This is a genomic window from Halomonas sp. RT37 (assembly GCF_040070525.1).
GTDB classification, from domain to species: domain Bacteria; phylum Pseudomonadota; class Gammaproteobacteria; order Pseudomonadales; family Halomonadaceae; genus Halomonas; species Halomonas litopenaei.
This window is the reverse complement of record NZ_CP098827.1, coordinates 4,513,484-4,537,486: the sequence shown is the minus strand read 5'-3', so window position 1 is coordinate 4,537,486 and position 24,003 is coordinate 4,513,484. Positions and strand designations below refer to the sequence as shown.

The window sequence follows — 24,003 nt, the reverse complement described above, 5'->3', positions numbered from 1 at the left end:
CAAGTGGACGACGACAAAGGCGCCTGCATGAACGGCTAGTTCGCCCGAAATGGTCTATATAATGCCGAGAATGATGGTGAACGCTCGCCAATTTGGCCTGTACAGGCCGGTCAAGTGGGTCATAATGCCGTCAGTGCAGTCTGGAAATCGCAGGGGTTTGGATAAATGGTGACCACAAGGAATTCCGGGTGGCGTTCGCTGACGATGCTGGTCGCGCTGGTGGTGACCTGTCTGATGGTGGTGCAGTCCGCCCAGGCAGGCAACCCGCGCTACGCAGGCATCGTGGTGGACGCCGAGAGTCATGAGATCCTGTACGCGGAAAACGCCGATGAGCGCCGCTATCCGGCCTCACTGACCAAGATGATGACCCTTTATATGCTGTTCGAGGCTCTGGACGGTCGTACCATGAGTCTGGGCCAGCCGCTGCCGGTCTCTTCCCATGCGGCCTCGATGCCGGCGACCAAGCTGTGGCTCAAGCCCGGTGACAGCATCCCGGTGGAGAAGGCCATCCAGGCGTTGGTCGTGCGCTCCGCCAATGACGTGGCGGTGGTGGTGGCCGAGTCCCTGGGCGGAACTGAATCACACTTCGCCGACATGATGACCCGCAAGGCGCGCAGCCTGGGCATGAACAACACCACCTTCCGCAACGCTTCGGGCCTGCCCAACTCCGGCCAGGTCACCACGGCGCGGGACATGGTCATCCTGGCGCGTCGTCTGATGCTGGACTTCCCCCAGTACTACCCCTACTTCTCTCTTACCGAGTTCACCTGGCGTGGCACTCGTCACACCGGTCACAACCGTCTGCTGACCAAGTACCCGGGTACCGATGGTCTCAAGACCGGCTTCATTCGCGCCTCCGGCTTCAATGTGGCGACCTCTGCGACCCGCAATGGACGGCGCATGGTGGCGGTGGTCATGGGCGGCTACACCGCCGCTTCCCGTGATGAGCAGATGATGAGCCTGCTCGACCGTGGCTTCCTGCGGGCTTCGCTGGTCGACGGCCGTGGTTTCCTTGCCAATACCGACGTCTCCGGTGGTGAACTGATGGCGCCTCGCCAGCGTGGGTTGATCTCTGCGCCGACGCCGAGCCGTGTCGCTCAGGTGCCATCGACCGCGGTGCGGCCGTCACGGGTCGAGACCGTGGTGCGTCCGGCCACGCCGACACTGGCCAGCCGTCAGTCGGCGACAGCGCCGGTGCGCTTCGAGTCCGCCGCCCCGATCATCTCCGATTCGCGTCGTTCTTCGTCCGGTCCCGACCCGCTGCGCAACCTGATCGACCAGCCGAGTGCCTCGGCACCCGCCCTGGCATCGATTCCGGTGGCGGCCTCGGTGCCCGACGCGGCAGCGGCGAGGCCTGAGCCCAGCCCTGTGTCGAGTGCCGTGTCGAGCGCGCCGTCCAGCGCGGCCAGCACGAACACCACCAGCGCGAATGCGAACAGCACCATCGCGCAGACCGGCGACTGGGGGGTCCAGGTGGGGGCGTTCAGCGACATGGACAGCGCGCGCAGCCAGGCCAGCCAGGCGGCCGATCGTCTGGCGGGCGAGATGGCCCACGCCCGGGTAGCGGTGGCGCGAGCCGACAATGCCAACATCTACCGTGCCCGGGTGGTGGACCTGCAGGAAGGCCAGGCCCGTTCGGCCTGTCGGCGACTGCTGCAGCAGGGCATGGACTGCATGGTCGTTCAGGCCAGCCTCTAAGCGTCAGTTCGCGCCACCTTCACGTCGTTCTCCGACAAGGCCCGCCTCCGGCGGGCCTTTTGCTGCATGGCATACACCAGTGCACAGTTCTGGTGCGTCTGTTCTTGCCAGCGAAGCGTTCGCCCCCTAACGTTGTCCCTGTTACCCCCGTCGGCCCCGTGCCGGCGGGGTTCGTTTTTGGGTCAGGTAAGTGGTGATCGTGAGCCACTTGCCATCAGCGGCTGCGGACAGGGAGGAGAGCATGGGGTCATCGTTCAAGGGTATCGGGTTCATGTGTCTTGGCGTGCTGTGCCTGGCGCTCGGTGACGCCATTTCCAAGTGGCTCGGCGAGGTGCATTCGCCGTTGCAGATCATCTTCTTTCGCACCCTGGTGTCGTTGCCGTTGATCATGCTGCTGGCACACCAGGGGGGAGGCCTGCGCACCCTGTCGACCCGACGCCCGGGGGTGCATCTGATCCGTGGTCTGATCTATACCGGCACCATGGGTTGCTTCGTGCTGGGGCTGACGATGATGCCGCTCGCCGAGGGCACCGCCATCGCCTTCGCCGCGCCGCTGTTTGTCAGCCTGCTGTCGGTCCCGCTGCTGGGCGAGCGGGTGAGCGTGCCGGTGGTGCTGGCGTCGCTGGTGGGCTTTGCCGGTGTATTGGTGATCGTGCGTCCAGGCAGTGAAGGCATCTCGCTGGGTGCTCTGTCGATGCTCGGGGCGGCGGTGTTCTATGCCTTGATGATGATCACCGCTCGGCGCTACGGCGCCCGCGAGCACCTGTGGGCGATGGTGTTCTACATGACCCTGGTGCCCTTTGTGGTGACTGGCGTCGCCCTGCCGCTGGTATGGCAGGCGCCGGCGCTGGAGCATTGGCCGGCCTTTCTCATGTCCGGGGTGCTCGGGGTCGGCGCTACCGCCTTTATTACCCTGGCCTTTCGTCACGCTCCGGCCGCTATCGCCGCCCCCTTCGACTATACCGCCATGCTGTGGGCGGTCCTGCTCGGCTGGATGATCTGGGACGAGGTGCCGGATCTCGGGGTGCTGATCGGCGGCACCCTGATCATCGCCAGCGGCCTGGCGATCGCCTACCAGGAGGGGCGCACCAGCCTCAAGCGGCGCCCTTCGGCCTGAGCTGGGCGCTTGATCGGATGGAAGGACCAGGAGGTTGACCGACATCACGTCGCCTTGGGGGGAGGCGCTTGCCGTCCTAGGGCTTGTCTGAAAAGTGCCTGCGCTCGTCGACTTTTCGGACAGCGCCTAAGCTTGCCTTAAGTTGCTGCCGTCAGGCTGCCTGTTACGCGACAAGGCGTATCACCTTCAGGGAGCAGGACGATGGCATCGATTCCGTCACATTCAAAAAGCCGGCAGATCAAGGTGTGGGACCCGTTGGTTCGCGTCTTTCACTGGGCGCTGGTGCTGGGGGTTGCCCTCAATTACGCCGAAATTGGCCCACATCGTTATATCGGCTACACCCTGATGGGGCTGATAGGGCTGCGTGTCGTCTGGGGGCTGGTGGGGCCCTGGTCGGTGCGCTGGTCGAGCTTCCGGCCGACACCCTCGCGCCTTGGAGCGGCGCTCAAGAGACAGGCCGCAGCACAGGAAGCAAAGGAAAACAGTTCCCCTCAGCGCATCACCCATAGCCCGCTGGGGGCGGTGATGATGTTGCTGATGCTGGCCTTGCTGGTGGGGCTCGGTACCACCGGCATCTTGATGGTGCACACCGAGCGTTTCCACGATGTGCACTGGATGGAGGAGCTGCACGAGGGCCTCGCCACGGCGGTACTGTGTCTGGTGCCGTTGCACGTGGGCGGTGCCATCCTGGAGGGGCGACGACTGGGCGACAACCTGATCGCCGCAATGGTCCATGGGCGTCGAAGGGTCAGGCCTCGCGTCTGAGGGTCGCGTTCGGCGGTGGGCTGCCTGGCCGGGCTCCCAGGCCGGTTCAGCCTTCCCAGGCCGTCAGCAGGTCCCTCGCGGCGCACGCCGGGTCCGCCTGGCCGCAGATGGCGGAGACCACGGCCATGCCATCGGCGCCGCTTTGACGCACCGCCGAGGCGTGCTCGCGCTTGAGCCCGCCGATGGCCACGCTGGGCAGCGGGCTCGCCGCCACCAGCGAGGCAAGACCATCGAAGCCCAGCGGCGTGGCGTGGTCGCTCTTGGTCGGCGTGGCGAATACCGGTCCGAGTCCCAGGTAGTCCAGTGCCTGGACATCCAGGCGCGACAGCTGGTCGGGGTGCTGCACCGATAGGCCGATGATCGCCGTCTCGCCAAGCAGGCGGCGGGCTTCGCCCACGTCGCCGTCGTCCTGCCCCAGATGCACGCCGTCGACCTGTGCCTTTAGCGCGACCTGGACACGGTCATTGATGACCAGAGGAACCCCGTGTTCGGCCAGCGCCGGTTTCAGTCGGCGCGCCAGTTGCACCAGTTCGTCATCGCTGGCGGTCTTGTCACGTAGCTGCACCAGGCTGACTCCGCCGCGTACCGCCGCCTCCACCGTCGCTTCAATCCCCATGGATGCGCACAGCCCGGGGTCGGTGACCAGATAGAGGCGAAGGCTGCGGGGGTCGAACAGGCGCGCATCAAGGCGTCGAGGAGAGTGGGTCACGAGGGGCTCCTGGTACATGAATCGGGTAGGGCGGTCGGGTCAGTCGAGAGACTCGATGGCGAGAGGTTCTCGCCGTAACAGCGTCTCGGGATTGAGCTGATGCAAGGCGTCGACAAAGGCGACGGCGAAGCTGCCAGGACCCTGGGCGGTGCGGCCGGCGCGACTGCCGGCTTCGCCATAGCAGGCCAGGGCCGCGCAGGTGGCGACCAGCGGATCCTGATCGGCGGCGAGAAAGGCCGCGACCACACCGGACAGGGCGCAGCCCAGCGCCGTCACGCGGGGCATCAGCGGGTGTCCACCGGGCACGCGCACCAGCCGCCGGCCGTCGGTGACCAGATCGACCTCACCGGTTACCGCTACCACCGCCTCCTGGCGCCGGGCCAGGGCGACGGCCGCCTGCACGGCGTCGTCGCTGGCGGCAGTGGAGTCGACGCCGCGCCCGCCAAGACCGTCCTCGGCCAGGGCGATGATCTCCGAGGCGTTGCCGCGAATGACGCTGGGCCTCAAGTCCAGCAGCCTGGCGGCCGACTCTCGCCGATAGGCGGTGGCGCCAACGGCGACGGGGTCGAGCACCCAGGGGGTCTGGTGCTCGCCGGCACTGGTGGCAGCCTCGATCATGGCCTCGACCCAGTGAGGCGAGAGCGTACCGATATTGATCAGCACAGCGTCGGCCAATGCCGCGAACTCGGCCGCTTCCTCACGCGCATGGACCATGGCCGGTGAAGCGCCCACGGCCAGCAGCACATTGGCGGCGCTGTTCATGGCCACGTAGTTGGTCAGGCTATGGACCAGCGGCGCCGCCTGGCGAAGCCGGGTCAGCCGTGCGCCGATGTCGGCGCCGGTGAGTGTTGTCGTCATGACAGGCCTCCCTGGCGTTGGACGAAGGCGGCGAGGGTCGCCTTGCAGGGAGTCATGATCCGGTCACTGCGCGCCGCTGTAAAGCGGCGATGGCCTGAGATATCCCCCTTGAGCCGGGAGACGGTGAACCGCGACAGCTCGCCGGGCGTCAGCCCAGCAATTGCAGCGCGATCAATACCCCCAGGGCGGCGAGGGCGAGCTCGCGAACCGGTACGCCGTTGCCGCTGTCTGTGGCGTCGTCTCGACGCTCCGAGCTTGCGGTTCGGGGCCACAGGGCGAGGCCACCGAGAATCAGGCTGAGGCTGCCGAGGGGCAGGCTGATGGACGACCAGAAGGCCATCAGGGCGAGGCCGCCGACCAGGGCCAGAGAGATACGAAGAAGCCCCTTGGTGGCGAAGCGGGGGCGAGTACGGGAGACCTGCTGTAGGAAGGGCATGTTCGGAATTCCTTGTCGGTGCAGGGGGCGGGCCAGAAGACAACTACTGACACCATCGCTAGGGCTGCAGCGTAGCGGCTTTGCCTTAACGCGCGCTTAAGCTTTATTGAAAGATTTGTGACAAGGTCTGATGCGCGAATCTGCAAAATGTTCAGTCGGCGAGCTGCGACATTGGTCGAACGCCATTGGCAGAGCATGGGAATCGTGGGGAGCAGAGGGCTCGTCGCGCCTGGCTCCGTCCTCGCCTTCAAGGGCGACCTGCAAGGGTGATCTGCAAGGGCGACCGCAATGGCCTCCTGCCAAGGCGGTCTGTCTGGACGTGGATCAAACGCGTGCGTCAGGCGCGGATATAGGCCCAGCCCTGGCGCTGGCCCTCGGCCAGGGTGAGTACCGCTGCCTCGACGATGGCCAGTCCCCGGGTGTCGACGATGCCCTGGGCGTCGAGACTGTTGCGACACAGTCTTAACCATGCGTCGGTGTCGTCCGGGGTGGCGACGGCGGCGGCCACACCGCCTGCATTGGTGATGATCAGCACCTCGGCGTCGGGGCTGGCGGCCTTGAGGTTGCGGGCATTGCGCCTGGCGCGGGCAAGGCTCTCGGCGCAGGGAGCGTGAAGCATCACCTTCAAGCGTGAATCACCCGCTTCGCGGGGGGGCAGGCCGGTCTCGCTCATGACGCCTCCGGGGCGGCGCCGATCAATGTTTCCAGATGATGGACCTGGGCGCCGAAGTCGGCATGCTCACGGCGATTGTCGGTGGGCAGCGTGATCTCGAGGGTGTCGATGACCCGCGCCGGGGCCCCGCCCTGATGTCCACCGAGCACCATCACCCGGTCGGCCAGCAGCACCGCCTCTTCGATGTCGTGGGTAACGAAGACGATGGCGGCCTCGGTGCGCTGGCGCAGGTCGATCAACTCGTTCTGCAGGCGACGGCGAGTGATCGCATCCAGCGCCGAGAAGGGTTCGTCCATGAACAGCACCCGGGGCTTTACCGCCAGCGCCCGGGCAATGCCGACACGCTGTTGCTGGCCGCCGGACAGGGTGGAAGGAAAGCGCTCGGCCATGTCGCCCAGGCCGACCAGCTCCAGCGGCGCAAGGGCGCGGCGCTGGCGCTCCTCCCGGGACAGCCCCAGTCCCTCGAGCCCGAGCGCCACATTGGCGCGGATGCGTCGCCAGGGAAACAGCCGTGGCGCCTGGAAGACCATCGACCAGGGCCGCGCTCCATCACGCGGACTCTCGTCCAGCCAGCGCTCGCCTGCCACCGCCGGCAGCAGGCCGCAGAGTGCCCGCAGCAGGGTCGACTTGCCGACCCCGGAGGCACCGACGATGGCGATGAACTCCCGTGGAGCCAGGCGCAGGTCGACATGTTCGAGCACGCGCTGGCCGCCGAAGCCCAGCGCCAGGTCATGGGCCTTGAGCACGCAGGCGTCGGCGTTGCGTTCGGCTGTCAGGGTGTCCATATCAGCAGCCTTTTTTGCAGATGCAGAAAGCCCAGGTCGAACAGGGCGTAGAGCGCGGCAATGGTCAGCATGTAGACCACCACGATATCGGTGGCCAGCAGGCCCGAGGCCTCCATCATGCGCTGGCCGATGCCGGGAATGCCGAACAGTTCGGCCGCGACCACGGTCATCCAGCCCTGGCCGAGGCCGGCGCGCAGGCCACCGAGGATGCCGGGGGCTGCCGCGGGCAGGCTGACCTTGGTCAGGCGGGCCAGCAGCGAACCCTGGCCGAAGGCCCTGGCTACCTCGTCATAGCCGGGGTCCACCGCACGCACCGCGCTGTAGCTGGCGAAGTAGTTGATCCAGAACACCCCGATACTGATGATGAAGGCCGCCGCCGATGGCGTGATCCCGAACCAGATGATGGCAAAGGGGATCCAGGCCAGTGGCGGGATCGGGCGCAGCAGGCGCGCCAGCCAGGCGTGCAGGGCGTCGAATACCGGCAGCAGGGCCGCCGCCACGCCCATGGCGATACCTGCCAGCGAGCCGATGGCCACCCCTACGCTGTAGTGAGACAGGCTCGAGCTGACGACTTCCCACCAGATGCCGTCGACCACCTCGCCCCAGAAGACCGTCGGGATCGCAGAGGGCAGCGGAACCAGATTGCCGGGCAGCAGCCCCAGGCGCAGTGAGATCTCCCAGAGTGCCACAAAGGCGACGAGCCCCAGCGCACCGAGGCCGGTGCGCCGGCTACGAGATACCGACTTCATGGGCTCGTGTCGCCTTCTTCGGCGTCTGCGTCAGCGCTTGCGGTCAGGTCGTCGTACCAGCGGGTGTCGAACAGAGTGTCGATGTCGAGGCCCTGCTTGAGGGTGCCGTTGGCCAGCTGGAAGTCATGCATGGTGCGGGTGCCCTCGACGATCGCGTGGGGATCGGCGCCGTAGTTGGCGAAGGGCGAGGACAGTGCAGCCTCTACGGTTTCCAGCGGCACCAGACGCTTGCCGACGAACTCGCGCACCGAGGGGGCGACCTGCTGTGGCGTATCGACCAGGGCGTGGGTCGCTCGCAGGTGAAGTTCGAGCAAGGTGCTGACGGCATCGGGGCGCTGTTCGAGCAGGCTTTCGCGTGCTGCCAGCACCGCGCCGGGTTGACCCGGCAACATGTCCGAGGCGTGGGCCACGATCTGGGCGTCGTCGAGGCGTTCGGTCACGGTGGAGAGTATCGGCTCCAGGGTCGAGGCGGCGTCCACTGCACCGGCCAGCAGCGCCTGCTGGACACGATCGGCGCCCATGGCGACGATCTCGACGGCGTCACTGCCGATGCCCAGGCGTTCGTCCAGCCAGTAGCGCAATACCGTGTCGGGTACCGAGCCCTTGGGGAAGGTGGCGATCTTGGGCCGACGGCCTTCGCGCTCGGTAAAGTCGGCGATGGCCTGGGCCGGGTCGGCGTCGGCCATCAGGCTGGCCAGTTCGCCGCGGGCGACCAGGCCGATCTGCTCCTGGATGGCGGCCGCCAGTACCTTGATCGGTACCCCGTTGGCGCGAGCCACCATGGCCGGGCCGATACCGAAGTACATGACGTCGAGATCACCCGAGGCCAGCGCCTGGACCATCGCCGGCCCGCTGGAAAAGCGTGTCAGCTCAAGTTCCAGACCGGCCTCTTCGGTCCAGCCTTCGCCCTCCATCACGAATAGCTGAGCCACCGGCAGGATCGGCATATAACCAACCTCCAGCGGACCTTCGTCGGCGGCGATGGCGGTACCAGGCAGAAGCAGGGCGGCGGCGGTCAGCCAGCGGTAAAGGAGCTGGGGCATGGAGCCCTCCCGGAGCAATGAAGTTAATGATCAGCATGATAACGATCGGGGGACGAGGGCGACACGCAGGCGTGCGATCAATCCGTTATATGCTTATTAGGCGTCGGAAGACGCCGACACGACGATGGCCGCCCGGGGGCGGCCATCGCTGAGGGGACAGGCTGTCTGACGTAGCGGTAGATAGAGAGGGGGCGCTGCTCGTCCCTCCCTCGGACACTTCTGTCCTTACGTCTTGCCTGCTCCGTCCTTACTTCTTGCCGGGCTGTTTGACAAAACGCAGGTACGGACGCTGTTCGTCCCAGCCTTCCGGGAACAGGGTCTTGGCCTCGTCGTTGGAGACGGCAGGCACGATGATGCAACGGTCGCCATGGTTCCAGTTCACCGGGGTCGCCACCTTGTAGCCGTCGGTCAGCTGCAGGCTGTCCAGCACCCTCAGGATCTCGTCGAAGTTGCGTCCGGTGCTGGCCGGGTAGGTCAGCGTCAGGCGCACCTTCTTGGCCGGATCGATGATGAATACGCTTCGCACCGTCAGGGTGTCGTTGGCGTTGGGGTGGATCATGTCGTAGAGGTCACTGACCTTGCGATCGGCGTCGGCGAGCAGCGGGAAGTTGAGCCCGTGGCCCTGGGTGTCCTCGATATCGCCGGCCCAGGCGTGGTGATCCTCGATGGGATCCACCGACAGGCCGATGGCCTTGGCGTTGCGTTTGTCGAATTCGCCCTTGAGGCGCGACACTTCCCCGAGTTCGGTGGTGCACACCGGGGTGAAGTCCTTGGGGTGAGAGAACAGGATGACCCAGCTGTCACCGGCCCACTCATGAAAGTGAATGGTGCCGGCGGTGCTTTCCTGTGTGAAGTCCGGTGCGGTATCACCCAGTCGTAGCGTCATGGTCGTCTCCTTGGCGGTTGATGGCGACGGGCCCGGACGGACCCGACGGGTCGATCGGTGAGACCGGGGCGCGGCCTCGTGGCAGCGAGCGTCAGGGCGCCGGCGCGGCTGCCCCGACGAAGCGATCCTGCCAATAGTCTATGGACAGCGAGGTGGTGGTGACCGTTCGCCCGCGTCCGGGCGCGTGGATCATCACATCGTCGCCGGCGTAGATGCCGACATGGCTGACCCCGGGACCCTTGCCGGTAGCGAAGAACAGAAGATCACCCGGCCGTGCCTCGTCGATGGGCGGCAGGCGCCGGTATTGCTCCCGGGATGAGCGCGGCAAGGGGATACCCGCCCGGGAATACGTCATCTGGGCCAGGCCGGAACAGTCCAGCCCGCGCGGATCGTTGCCGCCGAACCGGTAGGGGGTGCCGACGGCGCTGCGCGCCTCGGACAGGATCAGGGCACGTTCCATGGACAGTCCCTGGCCGCCGTCATCGGTGCTCAGCGGGGCCGAGGCACAGCCCCCCAGAAGTACCAGCAGCAGTGCCATCAGGGCTGTCCAAGAGGACCTGGTGTACCACGGCATCGAAGTGGTCATTGCGGCTTTCCCTGCACAGACGAGGCGCCCTCTACGGTACTCTGCCCTACCAGGCAGGCCAAGGGGGCCGAGGCCTAATGTGTCGCTGGCGCCGCAGGCGTAGCGACAACGACAACGACAAGGCGACCAGGCGACCAGGCGCGGACGCGACCGACAGGCCGATGCCCCCTGACGACAGGAGATACGTGCCCCCTAACGAAAGGAGATGCGTGTGCCGTTGGCCAGCATCTCGTCGGGGGTCATGGCCTTGCCCTCCACGCCGATCATCTCGTCACCGCACTGATCGGTCCAGGTCAGGACGCCATGGGTCAGGCCGACGCCGCCGAGCAACTCGCGGATCTCGCCGGTGCCGAGAAAGGTGCGGGTTCGCCCCTTGTCGTCGGCAAGCTCTGTGGTGCCGTTGGCGTGATGAAAGCGCACCGTGTAGATGCCATCCATCGACTCCACCTCGACGATGGGCGAAAACCCGCGGGACAAGGCCTTGGCGAGTGCCTTGAGGGTAATCTGGCGCTCCAGGGTGTAGTCGATGTCAGCCATCTTGGTGTTTCCTCCGGCGAAACGGGCCTCTTAAGACTGGTCCAGCAAAGGACTTCTGGCAAACAGGTAAGTGCGGTGCCGTGACCCAGTCGTTGAAGGCGCGTTCTTGAGGCGGTGTGCCGAGCCGGTATGGTTGATGGCTTCTACAGCTATCGACAGGTGAACCATGCGACACCATTCCATGCCCTTGGCCCTGGCGGCCTCGATTGCGCTCGCGGCTTCCTTCGGCGCCCATGCTCAGGACCAGGAAGATGCCCAGGTTCGTTTTTCCGTGCCCGCCTGGCCCGGTGTAACGGTCAAGACGGCCCTGGCATCCACCCTGCTCGAGACCCTGGGTTATGAGCCGGTCCAGGAAGAGCTGGGCTCCACCATCACCTATCAGGCCCTGCGCCAGGGAGAGCTCGACGCCTTTCTGGCGGCCTGGTTGCCGGCCCAGCAGGGCATGTACGACGCCAGCTTCGAGGATGGCGAGTCCAAGCTCGAGGACCTTGGCAACAACGTCGACGGTGCGCGCCTCGGCTTTGCCGTACCCACCTACGTCTACGAAGCCGGCGTGAAAACGGCGGAGGATCTGGACAAGGAAGAGTTTGCCGACAAGCTGGACCGCACCATCTATTCCATCGAGGTGGGCTCCGGCATGAGCGACTCGCTCAACAGCGCCGTGGATGAGGACACCTACGGTCTGGGTGACTGGAACCTGTCCGAGACCTCGACGCCAGGCATGCTGAGCGCCGTGGACGCGGTGATCGATCGTGAAGAGTGGATCGTGTTCGCCGCCTGGACCCCGCACTGGATGAACATCGAGTTCGACGTGCGTTATCTGGATGACCCCGAGGACATGTGGGGCCCGGAAGGCGGCCGCAGCGACGTGCGCACCCTGGTGCGCAGCGAGTTCGCCGAGAGCCACCCCAATGCCACCCGTCTGCTCGATCAGCTGGTGTTTACCGCCGATGACCAGAGCGCCATGATCCGTGGCTTCAGCTACGAAGAGCGCGAGCCGGAGGCGGTTGCCGTCGATTGGCTGCGTGAACACCCCGAGGAGACCAAGGGCTTCCTCGAGGGGGTCACCACGCGCGACGGCGAGGAGGCCTGGCCCGTGGTGCGCGATGCACTGGAGATCCCCGAAGCCTGATGTCGGTTGCCTCAAGCGTCGACTGAAGACCGCCGTTTGGAGCGAAAGACGAAAGGACCGCCCCAGGGCGGTCCTTTGTTTTCTGCAGGTCGACAGGACGACGTGTGGCGTCCACTCGAGCTGTCGAGCGAGCGGGTCGTGATGACAGGATCAGTGGTCGTGGTCGTGGCCATCGTGGCTATCGTCATGACCCTCGGCATCGACCAACCCCTGATGCAGCACCTCGGCATTGTGCAGGATCATTCCCAGGTAGTGAGACGTCATCCCTTCTTCGGACAGGGCGCCGTTGTAGAGTGAGCCGGCGATGGGCACGCCGGTTTCCTCGGACAGTTGTTCCATCAGCGCCGGGCTGGACATGTTCTCGACAAACAGCGCCGGAATCTGGCGTTCACGGATGACGTCCACCATGCGCGCGATATCTGCCGCTGACGGTTCCGCTTCGGTGGACAGACCGACCGGCGACAGGAAGTCGATGCCGTAGGCCCGAGAGAAGTGGCCGAAAGCGTCGTGGCCGACGATGACCTGGGCGTGTTCCGGCAGGTCGTCGAGCAGCGCGAGCACCTGGTCGTGGGCCGCCTGGATATCCTCCATGTAGCTGTCGGCCCTGGACGCGTAGTGCTCGCTGTTGTCAGGGTCGACGGCGATCAGTCCGTCGCGGATATTGGCGACATAGATCAGTCCTGCCGACAGGTCGAGCCAGGCATGGGGGTCGTACTCGCCATGGTCGTGGCTGTCGTGATCATCGTGGCCGTCGTGATCTTCATGGTCTTCATGGCTGTCGTGATCACCGTGTCCGCGGTGCTCTTCATGGCCGTCGTGCTCTTCATGGCTGTCATGGTCGTGGCCGTCGTGCTCGTCCCCTTCCTCGTCCTGGCGATGCAGTGATTGGCCGCCATAGGCCAGCAGCGGCACTCCGTCCGTGGCGACAACGGTCTTGCCCTGATAGCCGCTGGCGTCGAGCAGGCGCGTCATCCAGCCCTCGAACTGCAGGCCGTTGAGCACCACCAGGTCTGCCTCGGCCAGGGCCCTGGCGTCGGTCGGGCGAGGGGAGTAGACGTGGGGGTCGCTGTCGGGGCCGACCAGCGAGGTGACCTCGACCCTGTCGCCGCCGACGTTGCGTACCATGTCGGCCAATACACTGAAGCTGGCGACCACCTGGGTGGGCTCGTCTGCCACGGCCTGGGGGCCAAGGGCGAGTCCCGTCAGGGCAATCCAGGCGTGGCGTTTGACGAAGGCATGAGGCAGTGACAGTGGCATGGACGTTGATCTCCGGTTGGTCAGGGGAAGGCGGGGCGCGTCAGGCGTGGTCGTCGGCGCGCAGCGGTGTGGCGCGACGACGAAGGCGAGCAGAAAGACTGTGCTGGCGGCCAAACAGCGCCGACAGCAGATAGGCCACACCGGCCAGCAGGATGATGGCCGGTCCAGAGGGCAGGCTCAGGTGGTAGGAAATCAGCAGGCCACCGAGGCTGGCGCCCAGCGCGATCACCACCGACAGCACTATCAGGCCCTCGAGGCGCGTGCTCCAGAAGCGAGCGGTGGTGGCCGGCAGCATCATCAGACCGACCGCCATCAGCGTGCCCAGGGTCTGAAACCCGGCGGTAAGGTTGAGCACGACGAGTCCCAGGAAGACACCGTGGACCAGACCGCTTCTGGTGCCTTGGCTGCGCAGAAACAGCGGGTCGAGGCATTCCACCACCAGGGCGCGGAAGATCACCGCCAGGGTGATCACGATCAGGCTACTGATGCCGGTGATCAGCACCAGGGCGGTGGTGTCCACCGCCAGAATGGAGCCGAACAGCACATGGGTCAGATCGACACTGCTGCCGCCCAGGGCGACCAGCATTACCCCGGCCGCCAGCGAGATCAGGAAGAAGCTCGCCATGGCCGAGTCTTCCCGGTGGCCGGTGAGCTGGGACACGCTGCCGGCCAACAGCGCGATCAATAGCCCTGACAGCATGCCGCCAAGGCTCATGATGGGCAGCGAGAAACCGGCCATCAGAAAACCCAGCGCAACGCCGGGCAGGATGGCGTGGGACATGGCGTCGCCGATCAGGCTCATGCCGCGCAGCATCAGGAAGACCCCCAGCGGCGGCGCCGCCAGCGACAGCGCCAGGCTGGCCAGCAGGGCACGGCTCATGAAGGCATAGTCGAAAGGGGCGATCAGCCACAGGTACAGGGTGGAAAGCAGCGAGTCGAGCATTCAGACAGATCCAGGAAAGGTCAGCGGCAGTCGAGGTGGGCGGGTCAATTGACCGGTGTGACGCTCCACCAGGGCATCCGGCGTGGCCCAGCGGCCGTGGCCCTGGGACAGGATCAGGACGTCATCGGCCAGGCGTGCCAGTTGCTCCATGTCGTGCAGCACGATGATCAGGGTCGCCCCCTGTTCGGCCATCTCGCGCAGCACGTCCATCAGCATCTCGACGGTATCGACGTCGACGTTGGCAAAGGGTTCATCGAGCAGCAGCAGTTCGGCTTCCTGCATCAGCGTCCGACCGATCAGGGCTCGCTGGCGCTGGCCTCCGGACAGCTCGCCCAGCGGGCGGTGGGCCAGCCGTGAGATGCCCAGGCGTTCCATGATCTCGCGCCCACGGCGATAGTGAGCGGCGCAGTAGCCCTTGAAGGCACCGTGGCTCGGCCAGGTGCCGGTCATGATCAGTTCCTCGACGCTCATCGGGAAACTCAGGTCCAGCGCCAACTGCTGCGGCAGCCAGGCGCGGCGCGGCGCCGGAACGGCGCATTCGACGCGGCCCGCGACCGGCGTCAAGTCGCCCATGATGGCCTGGATCAGGGTGCTCTTGCCGGCGCCGTTGGCGCCGATGAGCGCGGTGATGGCGCCATCCTGAAAGCGCCCCTCGAGATGTTCGAGCACGGTGCGCCCGCCGCGTGCCAACTGCAGATCATGCAAGACGAGGCGTGACATCAGTGCCACCATCCGGCGGACCAGGACACCGCCAGCCACAGTGGCAGCAGGGGAATCAGCACCAGCATCAGTCGGCGCCGCATGGACAGGGACATCAGCGAGAAGTGGCAAGGCCCTTCGGGGCGGTGACGATGGGTCATGCAGGATAGCTCCGGGGCGAATCGGTCGAGCAAAATGGTTGAAAGTTATAACATAACAATAACTGGGATTCCACGACTTCCCTCCCTCGGGCCATCCACTTGAGGTAGCCGCCAGAGCGTTCGAGGCAGGCGTGGAACTTTCCTACAATCGGTACTGCAAAGAATGTCTTCCCACGATAGACTGAAATAAAGTGTCAGGTGTGCTTGGTCTCGCACAACAGGACAACGTTTCTACGGAGTTTTCAGGATGTCACGGATATTGCGGCGGATGGCGCTGGTCGGGGCGGCCCTTGGGCTGGCCCTGCTGACGTCGACCCACTGCGTGGCGGGCGGCAGTACCGGCTTGTACGTCGGTGTCGGCGCCGGCCAGATGCAGGGCGATGACGACTTTGACGACGAGGCGTCGGCGGCCAAGGTCTTTGCCGGCTACAACTTCGGCTGGCTGCCCTTCCTCGATCTGGGGGCGGAGCTGTCCTACCTCAACGGCGGTGAGCTCGACGGTGAGGTCGACGGCACCTCGGCACGGCTCGAGGTGGAGAGCCTGCAGGCCATGGGTATCGCGGGCTTCAGCTTTGGTCCCTTCGGCGTCTACGGCAAGGCCGGCATGGCGGACTGGGACGCCGACCGCAGCGGCAATGGCCTGAACAAGGACTATTCCGGCACCGACCCGGTATTCGGGCTGGGCGCCCGGGTGCAGCTGTTCGATGTGACCGGGCGTCTGGAGGTCGAGCGCATCGATGCCGACGAGATCGGGCACGTCGATAGCCTGACCGGCAGCGTGGTCTATACCTTCTAGCCTGGCTGATGCGACTCAGGTACCGGTTTCCATCAGGTGCGTTCTACTCCGCAGGGCCGACGCAAAAGCGTCGGCCCTGCGCTGTTTTGGCGTCACGTATCGGCCGTTGGTACTAGTCGATTGACGATTTTTCGTCGGTTCAGAGGACGGATTGCGCAAAACGTGATGTAGATCATGTTGATTGTGTTGTAAGTGATTACGCACACAAAGGTCAGTCAAAGGGGGTAGGGGAGGAGCAGTATAGAGTATGAATATCTTCCTGCTCGGTGCTCCCCATGCTCACGCTGCCCCACCGGTTCCCACAGCTGCCCGCCCTGTCGACGGAACCTCGCCGCATTTGTCGATGGATGGCGCTTCTCGTGCTGGCCCTGCTGGCGCTGGTCAGCTTGGTGCCACATGGCGTGCCCGTCGACCTGGCGATCTGGGCCGGGGTGCTCAATGCCATGCTGTTGCCGAGCATGGATCTGGTGCTGGGCGTATTGCTCGAGGGGCTTCGCCCGCTGCTGACCTCCCTTGAGCGTCCATGGACGCGCCTCCTGCTTGTCGTCTTGGTTGCCGCCGCGATGTGGTGCTTCGCCATCTTTCTGCTGCCGCTGGCGCTGGCCTGCCGTCATCTGCGCGGCCATGGAACGGCGCAAGACTACTGAGATGGCCGTCAGACCGTTACCATGATGGCAACGCATCGACGCCATCGAGGAATCCCATGACGACAACGCCCTTCGACCAGGCCCAGGCAAGGCTCGACGCCCTGCATGCCGAGGACCCTCGCCGCGTGGAGGTGGGCGGGGCGTCACAGCCCCAGGAGCTGTGGCACGCCGGGCGCATGAGCGCCTGGCTCGAGCGTCTCGATCCCGACGCAGCGGAGCTGGTGCAGCTTGCCGTGCACAACCAGCACCTGAAGCGCTGGGAGGTGCCGCGCAGTGACTATGAAGAGGGCCGCATCGGCTACCTGACCTGGCGACGTGACCAGGGCAAGCGCGCCGGCCAACTGGCGGCGGAGGTGATGCGCGCCTGCGGCTACAGCGACGCCGACGCCGACGAGGTGGCGCGGATGATCCGCAAGCAGGGACTGGGGCGCGACCCCGGCACCCAGGCGGTGGAAGACTGCGCTTGCCTGGTGTTCCTCGAGAACTACTTCGCCGACTTCTCGCGTCAGGTCGATCACGACCACCTGATCCGCATCGTCCAGATGACCTGGAAGAAGATGTCCCCCGCCGCCCACCAGCTCGCATTGGGCCTGCCCATGAGCGACGAGGCCCGCGCCATCGTCGAGGAAGCGCTGGGGTAGGCAGGGTTGCAAGTGGGCTGCTCAAGCAGCCGGGGGGCGCGAAAGCCTGGGAAGGGCGCCAGTACCAGGGGCTTACCGATTGAATGGGCGCCTGGCTGTCTGGAGGCCGCGACTCTGTTGATATGGCTGATGTGTTGTCGCCAGAATCCACGAGGCGAGAGGTGGCCGAGGGCTCGGGCTCTGTGAGCGTGAAGGAAGATCGAAGGCTAGGCTCTGTCCGAAAAGTCGGCGAGCGAAGGTTAGACAAGGCAAAAATCGGTGAGACAGCGCAGTTTACGGGGTGTAAATGAGCATGTTGATTCGACTTTTAACGCCGTATTACCGAGCGCAGGCACTTTTCAGACAAGCCCTAGCGGTATCGCCAGCGAATCAGTAGCAGGCTCACGCCGAAAACGACGGCGGGCATGAGCCCCAGGACAATGATGGCGGCATTGTGACTCATGAGCTGCCTCCTTTGGCGGCGTCTTCGGCCGCGCGCAGATGGCCGAGGTAAGTGGCAATCCCCGCCAGGGTCACTGTGGCCAGGCCTATAGCCAATAGTAACAGCCCCACCGGGGCGTGCCTGTTGATCGTGGCGCCTATGGTCAGGCCGACGATGATCCCGACGATGATCTTTTCCATGGCTTCACACAAGGCTTTCTCGGCGTGGTGCCTTCTATCCATTGTAGCCCTCCGCGCGACAGTACAACTATCGCCTCGGGGGAAGCGACACCTCTCATACTATCCCGGTTGAGTGACATACAAGCGATGCACCTGTGCAGCCCAGCGCCCGGGCGGGGGTACTGGGCCCTCGCCCCGGGACTCGTGTGGAAAAGACAAGGGGGCGAGCAACTTGGCCAACTTGGCGTTGTTCGCCGTGCTCCTTTCGCTGCCCTCTGTTCGCCGCGGGCGAGGGGACTCCTTCCTTTTGACTGGACACATTGTTCCACCGTACAACACGTCCATTACCTAGCCCTAGAACCCCTTGGCCTGCCCTCTGGGCCTTGCCGGGGTGGGCTTGTCGCAGCGCAGGAACTGGCCGTCACCGGCTTGGCCGCAGGGCTTGCCGTCGCGGGCGACGACCTGGCCCCGGCACAGCGCCATGACCACCCGCCCGGTCAGCTCCAGGCCCTCGTAGGGGGTGTAGTCCACCGCGTGGTGCAGGTCGTCGTTGCACACCGTGACCCGGGCCTCGGGGTCCCATAGGGTCAGGTCGGCGTCGCTGCCCACGGCGATGGTGCCCTTGCGCGGATAAAGGCCGTAGATCTTGGCCGGGTTGGTGGCGGTCAGCGCGACGAAGCGGGTGGCGTCGATGCGCTGCTTGACCACGCCCTCCGAGAACAGGATCGCCAGGCGCGTCTCGAGCCCCGGAATACCGTTGGGGATGCAGGAAAAACTCGCCTCCTCGCCATGCAGCTTCTTGCCCTTGTCGTCCTCGTAGCGGAAGGGCGCATGGTCCGACGAGAACACCTGGAAAACACCGCTTTCCAGCGCCTCCCACACCGCCTGCTGGGCCGCCGGGTCCCGGGGCGGTGGGCTGCACACGCACTTGGCGCCTTCGAAGCCGTCCTGGTCCAGGTCATCGGCGGTCAGCATCAGGTACTGGGGGCAGGTCTCGCCGTAGACCCGCAGGCCACGGCTCTGGGCCCAGCGGATCTGCTCGATCGCCTGGGGGCCGGAAACGTGGACGATCAGCAGCGGTACGTCGATCAGCTCGGCCAGCGAGATCGCGCGGTGGGTGGCCTCGCGTTCGGCGATGGAGGAGTGGGCCTCGGCGTGGTAGCGCGGGGCGGTGTGGCCCTGGGCTTCCAGCAGTTCGGTCAGGTAGGCGATGCAGTCGGCGTTTTCGGCGTGGACCATGACCATGGCGCCCTCGCGGCGGGCCAGCGCCAGCACCTCGAGCACCTCGCGGTCGTTGAGCTTCAGGTCATCGTAGGTCAGGTAGATCTTGAACGAGCTGTAACCCTCCTCGATCAGCGCCGGCAGCTCCTCGCGCAGCACCGTCTGGTTGGGGTCGGTGACGATCATGTGAAAGGCGTAGTCAATCATCGCCTTGCCGTCGCTCTCGCGGTGGTAGTCCTCCACCGCCGCGCGCAGCGACTGTCCCTTGAACTGGGCCGCGAAGGGAATCACCGTGGTGGTGCCACCGGCCGCCGCCGAGCGGGTACCGCTAGCGAAGTCATCGGCCATCACCGCGCCGTCACCCAGCGGCTGGGCCAGGTGGCAATGGGCGTCGATGCCGCCGGGCATCACCCACAGGCCGCTGGCGTCGATGGTCTCGCCGACTGGGCCTGCACCCTCGGCGAGTCCTTCGCCGAGGGCGACGATACGCCCGTCGCGAATGCCGATATCGGCGACAAAGCGGTCGGCGGCGGTGATCACGGTGGCGTTGGTGATCAGAGTATCGAGGCGTTGCATCTTGCTCTCCAGAGACCGGCTCGCGCCGGAGTTATTCATTGTTGTTCAGGTGCTTGGTGCCAAGGCGTGGCGGATATCGCCGATCATCCCATCACCCCCGGCAGCCACAGCACGATGGCCGGCCATGCGGTGATCAGGGCGACGAAGGCGAGCATCACCGCGAGGAAGGGCAGGCTGCCGATCATCACGTCGACGATCGAGCCGCGTCCGCGCACCCCCTGCACCACGTAGAGGTTCATGCCGATGGGCGGGGTGATCAACGAGATTTCCATCATGATCACCAGAAATACACCGAACCACACCGGATCGAAGCCGAACTGCACCACCATGGGCACCACGATGGGTACGGTGGCGATCATCATCGACAGGGTCTCGAGAAAGCAGCCCAGCACCAGGTAGAACACCACCAGTGCGAGGATCAGCCCCAGCGGCGACAGTCCCAGTTCCGAGACCCACTGGGTCAGGGCGAAGGGGATGCCGAGAATGCCGACGATATAGTTGAGAAAGAACGCCGCAGAGATGATCAGCATGATCATGGCGGTGGTACGTGCCATGGACAGAAAGCACTCGTGAAGCATGGCGATGGTCAGCTTGCGGTTGAGCGCCGCGAGCAGCAGTGCTGCCACCACCCCCAGGGCGGCGGCCTCGGTGGGGGTCGCCCAGCCGCTGTAGATGCTGCCGATGACGATGGCGAAGACGAACGCCGGCGGCAGCAGATCGACCAGCGAGCGCAGACGTTGGGCCAGCGGCACGCGCGGCTCGCGCTCGCCGGCGACCCCGGGGCGCAGCAGGCTCATGCCCATGATCACCAGCATGAAGGTGGCCGCCAGGGCAAGCCCGGGCACGATACCGGCGATAAACAGGGCGCCGATGGAGGTGTTGGTGATCGCCCCGTAGATGATCATGTTGATGCTGGGTGGAATCAGGATGCCGAGCGTCGCCCCGGCGGCCAGGGTGCCCAGCGCCAGGCGCTCGCTGTAGCCGCGTTCAGCGAAGGCCGGCAGGGCCACGGTGCCGATGGTGGCGGCGGTGGCCACCGACGAGCCGGACATGGCGGCGAACACCGATGAGGCGCCGATGTTGGTGTGCAGCAGACCGCCAGGCAGGCGGTTGAGCCACACCGACAGCGCCGAGTACATGCGCTCGGTGATGCCGGCCCGCAGCAGCAGCTCGCCGAGCAGGATAAACAGCGGAATGGCGGTCAGGATGAAGTCGTTGAGGGTGCCCCACAACAGGTCGCCGAAGGAGAACAGCAGCGGGGTGCCCAGGTAGAGCATGGCGCCGAGGGCGGCGGTGGTGAAGATGGCCACCGCCACATGGATGCCCAGCGCCATCATGGAAATCATCAGGGCAAAGCCCAGCAGTACCTCGGTGACGGAAATCATGGTGTCTTCTCCCGGCCGGCTATCTGGCCATCCGCCGAATGGCCAGGCGAGCCACTCTTCGCGCCAACATAGTGGCGACGCGCTTCGTCGAGCTCGTCATCGGCGCTGAGCGGGTCGCAGCCGGCGTTGAGCGCGCCGATCTGGCCGCGCGTTAGCTGGACTCCGGCCCGGACGGCGGCTCGCAGGGTGACGATGGCGAACACCGAGAGCCCGATCAGCCACAGCGACTGGGGGATCCACAGCGGGGTCTGCAGTGGGGTGCTGGCCAGGCTGGAGAATTCCAGGGTCTCGCCCAGGGTCGCGCCCGCCCGCCACAGCATAAACAGCGAAAACACGCACAACAGCACCAGCGCCACCAGGTTGAGCAGGGCGCGCAGCCGGGGCGGCAGTCGCGTCAGCAGGACGTCGACCCGGGTATGGGCGCGCTGGGTCAGGGCGAAGGCGAAGCTGAAGGCGACACCGATAGCCAGCACATAGCCACCGATCTCGTCGACCCCCTGCAGCGAGAAGGCGAAGAACTTGCGCGCCAGCACCTCGAAGGTGATCAGCGCAGACAGCAACAGCGCGCCGTAGCCGGCGGCCAGAGCGGCACCGCGGGACAGACGGGCAAGTCCCCGGTCGAGCCGGGAGTCCGGTGATACAGCCATCGATGCGGCAGCGGATGCAGCGCCGGGCGATCTGGCGTCGGGTGGCGAATGCGCACCGGAGGGACGGGAATCGGACATCGGGATGCTCCTGGGGACGGGGCCGCCGCATGGGCGGCCCCTGGTCGTGGGCGACAGGGTCGATCAGCCGCCGCTCAGGGCGCGCTGGCGCTCAGGCCGGTGACCTCGCCGACGCTTGCGTTCCACAGCGCGGTGCACTCGGGGTAGCGGGCGTCGCAGGTCTCCGCCCACACCGGCAGCACCGCCTCGGAGGTGATCTGTTCGATGCGCGCGCGGGAGTCCTCGTCGATGTCCACCAGGGTCATGTCGTAGGCGGTGTGGTTCTCGCAGCTCGGCTGACCGGTATTGCAGGCGATGGCATCGTCGTTGACGGTGTAGGCCAGGTCCCACATCTGGTCCTCGAGGCGGGCGAAGGCCTCGCTCAGCGACGCCTGCTGCTCGGCGTCGAAGCCGTTCCAGGTGTCCAGGTTCATGAAGTGGCCCTGCACCGAGTAGGACAACGGCAGCGGTACGAAGTGATCGGTCACTTCCGGCCACTTTCCGTTACTGCCGGCCGACGGTGCGGTCACTCCGCAGTCGGCGACGCCGCGCTGCAGCGCCAGGTAGACCTCGCTGAACTGCAGCGTCACCGGCACCGCGCCGAGTCCTTCCACCAGCCGTGACATGGACGGCGTGAACACCCTCACCTTCTTGCCCGCCAGGTCGTCGGCACCGTTGATGTCACCGTTACAGAACATCATCTGCGGGCCGAATGGCCACAGCGTCATCAGCTTGGCGTTGAAGCGTTCCTGCAGGCGGGCGTCGAAGTCGGCGCGGAAGGCGTCCACCGCCTCGCGCTGCTGGTCCAGGTCGGCGGTGACCCCGGCCAGATCGATGCCCTCGAAGAACGGCTCGTCGCGGGAGGCCATACCGATCTGCACCGACATCACGTCGAAGGCACCGGAGCGTATGTTGCGCAGGGCGTCCGCGGCTTCCACGCCGATGGCGTCCATCGGGTTGTAGCTCACCGCCAGGTCGTCACGGGCATCGAGCTCGGCGAAGAAGGGCCGCTCCACGTTGTCCACGTGCAGCTTGTTGCCGGAGAAATTGCCGGCTACTCGCAGCAGGGTTTCGGCCTGGGCCTGGCTGGTGGCCACCAGCAGGGGGGCGGCGATCAGGGCGCCGAGGGTAAGCCGGCGGGTCGCCGTCACGAGGGAGGGAGTCGTCATGGGAGAACCTCATCTTGTTGTTGGTGGTTGTTGCAGGTGCTGATGTTGCTATTGCTGTTTCTGTGGAGAGGGGCGGGGGAGTGTCAGCCGAGCCGAGGGTCGTGAAACAGCTGGCCCCAGCCGTTGATGGCGCTCGGGTCCTTGCCTGCCAGCAGTAGGCTCTTCCACACGGTGACGCTGACCGAGTCGTAGATGGGAATACCGAGCTCCCGCTCCAGCTCCTCGACGATGCCGGCCCCGCGCAGGTTGGTGCACAGGATGGTGATCGCCTCCGGCTCTGCTCGGGCGACCTCGCGGACCATCTCGGCCAGGGTCTGCTCATCGTATTCGGAGAACGAGAAGTTGCCGCGGTCGTTGAGGTGACGCTCGGCCACCACCTCGACTCCTTCACGCCGGTAGTTGTCGACGATGGCGGCCTGGATGTCGTCAAGGTATGGGGTGACCAGCCCTAGACGCTTGACCCCGGTGCGCTCGAGCACCTCGTTGAGCGCCAGCACGCTGCTGGTCGCCGGTATGCCGGTGGCTTCGGTGATGGCGGCGCACAGGCGGCGGTCGGCGTCGAACCCGAGCCAGCTCGAGGAGGTGCCATTCCAGGCGATCACGTCCATGCGGGCATCGCTGAGCAGGCGGGCGGCGTCAAGCTGTGGTGCGGGGTCGAACTGGGCCAGGGCCGCCTCGCTCAGCGAGATTTCCTTGACCGTGAAGCGCTGAAAGTGGGCACTGACCGCTGGCATGAGGTCCCGCAGTATGGCGCTGGTGTAAGGCTCCAGCACGGTGTTCGACGAGGGGGTCAGCATTCCGAGAAGGGTGCGTTGCATGGGCGTGGCGATCCTGTGCAAGGTCGTGTTGTTGTTGTGTGGGGCGTGCCCCGGAGGCGTATCGGCGGTGGCCGGTCTTGCCTGTGGCGCGCTACACTGAATCTTGAAAGAAATTCGGAATTCCAAATTTCTACGACCTTTTCAGCATTGCATAACGTCGAGTTTTTGCAAGTACACTGCATCAATCGCCATGACATCTTGCTGTGAAAGTGGCAGTGGACGCCTGGCCACCATCGTGGAATCCGCGCCTTGGGATCTTCGATGGGGTGTGGAAATAACTTTGATTTCAGCGCTTTGTTGAGTGCTGGTGGTCGATGGTCGGCGTGCTGAGCAGTGGGTGCCCGCTCCAGGGCGCTGTGGGCTGAAGCGACGCCCCAGTCCTCCGCAAGCAGCCAGCATGAGCACCCAGGAG

At 65.5% G+C, this 24,003-nt stretch carries 27 protein-coding genes; 7 read left to right on the top strand and 20 right to left on the bottom strand.

Annotation, left to right across the window (positions count from 1 at the left end; all coding sequences use genetic code 11):
• Nucleotides 1–165 precede the first annotated feature (165 nt).
• From NFG58_RS19815 to NFG58_RS19805, 3 genes are all read left to right on the top strand, one after another.
• Nucleotides 166–1,698, top strand: coding sequence for a D-alanyl-D-alanine carboxypeptidase (locus NFG58_RS19815; protein WP_348827204.1), 1,533 nt, complete (start codon nt 166–168; stop codon nt 1,696–1,698).
• Nucleotides 1,699–1,939: 241 nt separating this feature from the next.
• Entirely contained in the window at nt 1,940–2,815 is an 876-nt protein-coding gene (locus NFG58_RS19810; protein WP_045993504.1) for a DMT family transporter, read from the top strand.
• Between the two features lie 201 nt (nt 2,816–3,016).
• Nucleotides 3,017–3,580: a cytochrome b/b6 domain-containing protein gene (locus NFG58_RS19805; protein ID WP_348827203.1), complete on the top strand. Its 564-nt coding sequence runs from the start codon at nt 3,017–3,019 to the stop codon at nt 3,578–3,580.
• A 46-nt stretch (nt 3,581–3,626) separates the two neighbouring features.
• Here the strand turns inward: NFG58_RS19805 and thiE are convergent, their stop codons facing one another.
• The 10 genes from thiE to NFG58_RS19755 all read right to left on the bottom strand — a co-directional run bounded on the left by thiE (nt 3,627) and on the right by NFG58_RS19755 (nt 10,842).
• A complete protein-coding gene (gene thiE / locus NFG58_RS19800) occupies nt 3,627–4,289 on the bottom strand; it encodes a thiamine phosphate synthase (protein ID WP_301271164.1) in 663 nt (220 codons plus the stop codon).
• Nucleotides 4,290–4,328: 39 nt separating this feature from the next.
• On the bottom strand, nt 4,329–5,147 hold the full coding sequence (thiM, locus tag NFG58_RS19795) for a hydroxyethylthiazole kinase (RefSeq protein ID WP_348827202.1): 819 nt from the start codon (nt 5,145–5,147) through the stop codon (nt 4,329–4,331).
• A 148-nt stretch (nt 5,148–5,295) separates the two neighbouring features.
• Nucleotides 5,296–5,583: a hypothetical protein gene (locus tag NFG58_RS19790; RefSeq protein WP_045993501.1), complete on the bottom strand. Its 288-nt coding sequence runs from the start codon at nt 5,581–5,583 to the stop codon at nt 5,296–5,298.
• Nucleotides 5,584–5,920: 337 nt separating this feature from the next.
• Nucleotides 5,921–6,256 carry a hypothetical protein gene (locus tag NFG58_RS19785; protein ID WP_348827201.1) on the bottom strand — a complete coding sequence of 112 codons (336 nt, stop codon included), beginning with the start codon at nt 6,254–6,256 and terminating at the stop codon, nt 5,921–5,923.
• Entirely contained in the window at nt 6,253–7,041 is a 789-nt protein-coding gene (locus NFG58_RS19780) for an ABC transporter ATP-binding protein (RefSeq protein WP_348814983.1), read from the bottom strand. The genes NFG58_RS19785 and NFG58_RS19780 overlap by 4 nt, the downstream gene beginning before the upstream one ends.
• On the bottom strand, nt 7,029–7,790 hold the full coding sequence (locus tag NFG58_RS19775) for an ABC transporter permease (RefSeq protein WP_108132144.1): 762 nt from the start codon (nt 7,788–7,790) through the stop codon (nt 7,029–7,031). The genes NFG58_RS19780 and NFG58_RS19775 overlap by 13 nt, the downstream gene beginning before the upstream one ends.
• Nucleotides 7,787–8,833, bottom strand: a complete 1,047-nt coding sequence (locus tag NFG58_RS19770) for an ABC transporter substrate-binding protein (protein ID WP_045993498.1) — start codon at nt 8,831–8,833, stop codon at nt 7,787–7,789. The genes NFG58_RS19775 and NFG58_RS19770 overlap by 4 nt, the downstream gene beginning before the upstream one ends.
• Before the next feature lie 247 nt (nt 8,834–9,080).
• Nucleotides 9,081–9,719, bottom strand: a complete 639-nt coding sequence (locus tag NFG58_RS19765; RefSeq protein WP_108132145.1) for a peroxiredoxin — start codon at nt 9,717–9,719, stop codon at nt 9,081–9,083.
• Between the two features lie 91 nt (nt 9,720–9,810).
• Nucleotides 9,811–10,257 (bottom strand): C40 family peptidase, encoded by a 447-nt coding sequence (locus NFG58_RS19760; protein WP_240184218.1) that lies wholly within the window; start codon nt 10,255–10,257, stop codon nt 9,811–9,813.
• Nucleotides 10,258–10,497: 240 nt separating this feature from the next.
• On the bottom strand, nt 10,498–10,842 hold the full coding sequence (locus NFG58_RS19755) for a hypothetical protein (RefSeq protein WP_045993496.1): 345 nt from the start codon (nt 10,840–10,842) through the stop codon (nt 10,498–10,500).
• A 166-nt stretch (nt 10,843–11,008) separates the two neighbouring features.
• Here NFG58_RS19755 and NFG58_RS19750 point away from each other — a divergent pair, with 166 nt between their 5' ends.
• Nucleotides 11,009–11,974 carry an ABC transporter substrate-binding protein gene (locus tag NFG58_RS19750; RefSeq protein WP_348827200.1) on the top strand — a complete coding sequence of 322 codons (966 nt, stop codon included), beginning with the start codon at nt 11,009–11,011 and terminating at the stop codon, nt 11,972–11,974.
• Between the two features lie 150 nt (nt 11,975–12,124).
• On the opposite strand, the gene NFG58_RS19745 is transcribed toward NFG58_RS19750, so the two are convergent.
• The 4 genes from NFG58_RS19745 to NFG58_RS19730 are packed head-to-tail and all read right to left on the bottom strand — an operon-like array spanning nt 12,125 to nt 15,034.
• Nucleotides 12,125–13,231 (bottom strand): zinc ABC transporter substrate-binding protein, encoded by a 1,107-nt coding sequence (locus tag NFG58_RS19745; protein WP_222516380.1) that lies wholly within the window; start codon nt 13,229–13,231, stop codon nt 12,125–12,127.
• 40 nt (nt 13,232–13,271) lie between these two features.
• Complete coding sequence (locus NFG58_RS19740; protein ID WP_108132148.1) at nt 13,272–14,174, bottom strand: metal ABC transporter permease; 903 nt, start codon at nt 14,172–14,174, stop codon at nt 13,272–13,274.
• The gene (locus NFG58_RS19735; protein ID WP_213229372.1) at nt 14,175–14,894 is read right to left on the bottom strand and encodes an ATP-binding cassette domain-containing protein; all 720 of its coding nucleotides are present in this window, start codon (nt 14,892–14,894) and stop codon (nt 14,175–14,177) included.
• The gene (locus NFG58_RS19730; protein WP_181248609.1) at nt 14,894–15,034 is read right to left on the bottom strand and encodes a hypothetical protein; all 141 of its coding nucleotides are present in this window, start codon (nt 15,032–15,034) and stop codon (nt 14,894–14,896) included. The genes NFG58_RS19735 and NFG58_RS19730 overlap by 1 nt, the downstream gene beginning before the upstream one ends.
• Nucleotides 15,035–15,281: 247 nt before the next feature.
• Between NFG58_RS19730 and NFG58_RS19725 the strand changes: the two genes are divergently transcribed.
• From NFG58_RS19725 to NFG58_RS19715, 3 genes are all read left to right on the top strand, one after another.
• Nucleotides 15,282–15,830 (top strand): outer membrane beta-barrel protein, encoded by a 549-nt coding sequence (locus tag NFG58_RS19725; protein WP_052704403.1) that lies wholly within the window; start codon nt 15,282–15,284, stop codon nt 15,828–15,830.
• 275 nt (nt 15,831–16,105) lie between these two features.
• Nucleotides 16,106–16,477 (top strand): hypothetical protein, encoded by a 372-nt coding sequence (locus tag NFG58_RS19720; protein WP_222516381.1) that lies wholly within the window; start codon nt 16,106–16,108, stop codon nt 16,475–16,477.
• A gap of 56 nt (nt 16,478–16,533) precedes the next feature.
• Nucleotides 16,534–17,118 carry a DUF4202 domain-containing protein gene (locus NFG58_RS19715; protein WP_108448671.1) on the top strand — a complete coding sequence of 195 codons (585 nt, stop codon included), beginning with the start codon at nt 16,534–16,536 and terminating at the stop codon, nt 17,116–17,118.
• A gap of 438 nt (nt 17,119–17,556) precedes the next feature.
• On the opposite strand, the gene NFG58_RS19710 is transcribed toward NFG58_RS19715, so the two are convergent.
• The 6 genes from NFG58_RS19710 to NFG58_RS19685 all read right to left on the bottom strand — a co-directional run bounded on the left by NFG58_RS19710 (nt 17,557) and on the right by NFG58_RS19685 (nt 23,591).
• Nucleotides 17,557–17,781, bottom strand: coding sequence for a hypothetical protein (locus NFG58_RS19710; RefSeq protein WP_222516382.1), 225 nt, complete (start codon nt 17,779–17,781; stop codon nt 17,557–17,559).
• A gap of 291 nt (nt 17,782–18,072) precedes the next feature.
• Entirely contained in the window at nt 18,073–19,554 is a 1,482-nt protein-coding gene (gene hydA / locus NFG58_RS19705; protein ID WP_222516383.1) for a dihydropyrimidinase, read from the bottom strand.
• Nucleotides 19,555–19,598: 44 nt separating this feature from the next.
• On the bottom strand, nt 19,599–20,900 hold the full coding sequence (locus NFG58_RS19700; protein ID WP_083970360.1) for a TRAP transporter large permease: 1,302 nt from the start codon (nt 20,898–20,900) through the stop codon (nt 19,599–19,601).
• Entirely contained in the window at nt 20,897–21,625 is a 729-nt protein-coding gene (locus tag NFG58_RS19695) for a TRAP transporter small permease (protein ID WP_222516384.1), read from the bottom strand. Before NFG58_RS19695 ends, NFG58_RS19700 begins: the two co-directional genes overlap by 4 nt.
• Before the next feature lie 74 nt (nt 21,626–21,699).
• A complete protein-coding gene (locus tag NFG58_RS19690; protein WP_222516385.1) occupies nt 21,700–22,773 on the bottom strand; it encodes a TRAP transporter substrate-binding protein in 1,074 nt (357 codons plus the stop codon).
• Between the two features lie 83 nt (nt 22,774–22,856).
• Nucleotides 22,857–23,591 (bottom strand): aspartate/glutamate racemase family protein, encoded by a 735-nt coding sequence (locus NFG58_RS19685; RefSeq protein ID WP_222516386.1) that lies wholly within the window; start codon nt 23,589–23,591, stop codon nt 22,857–22,859.
• Nucleotides 23,592–24,003 lie beyond the last annotated feature (412 nt).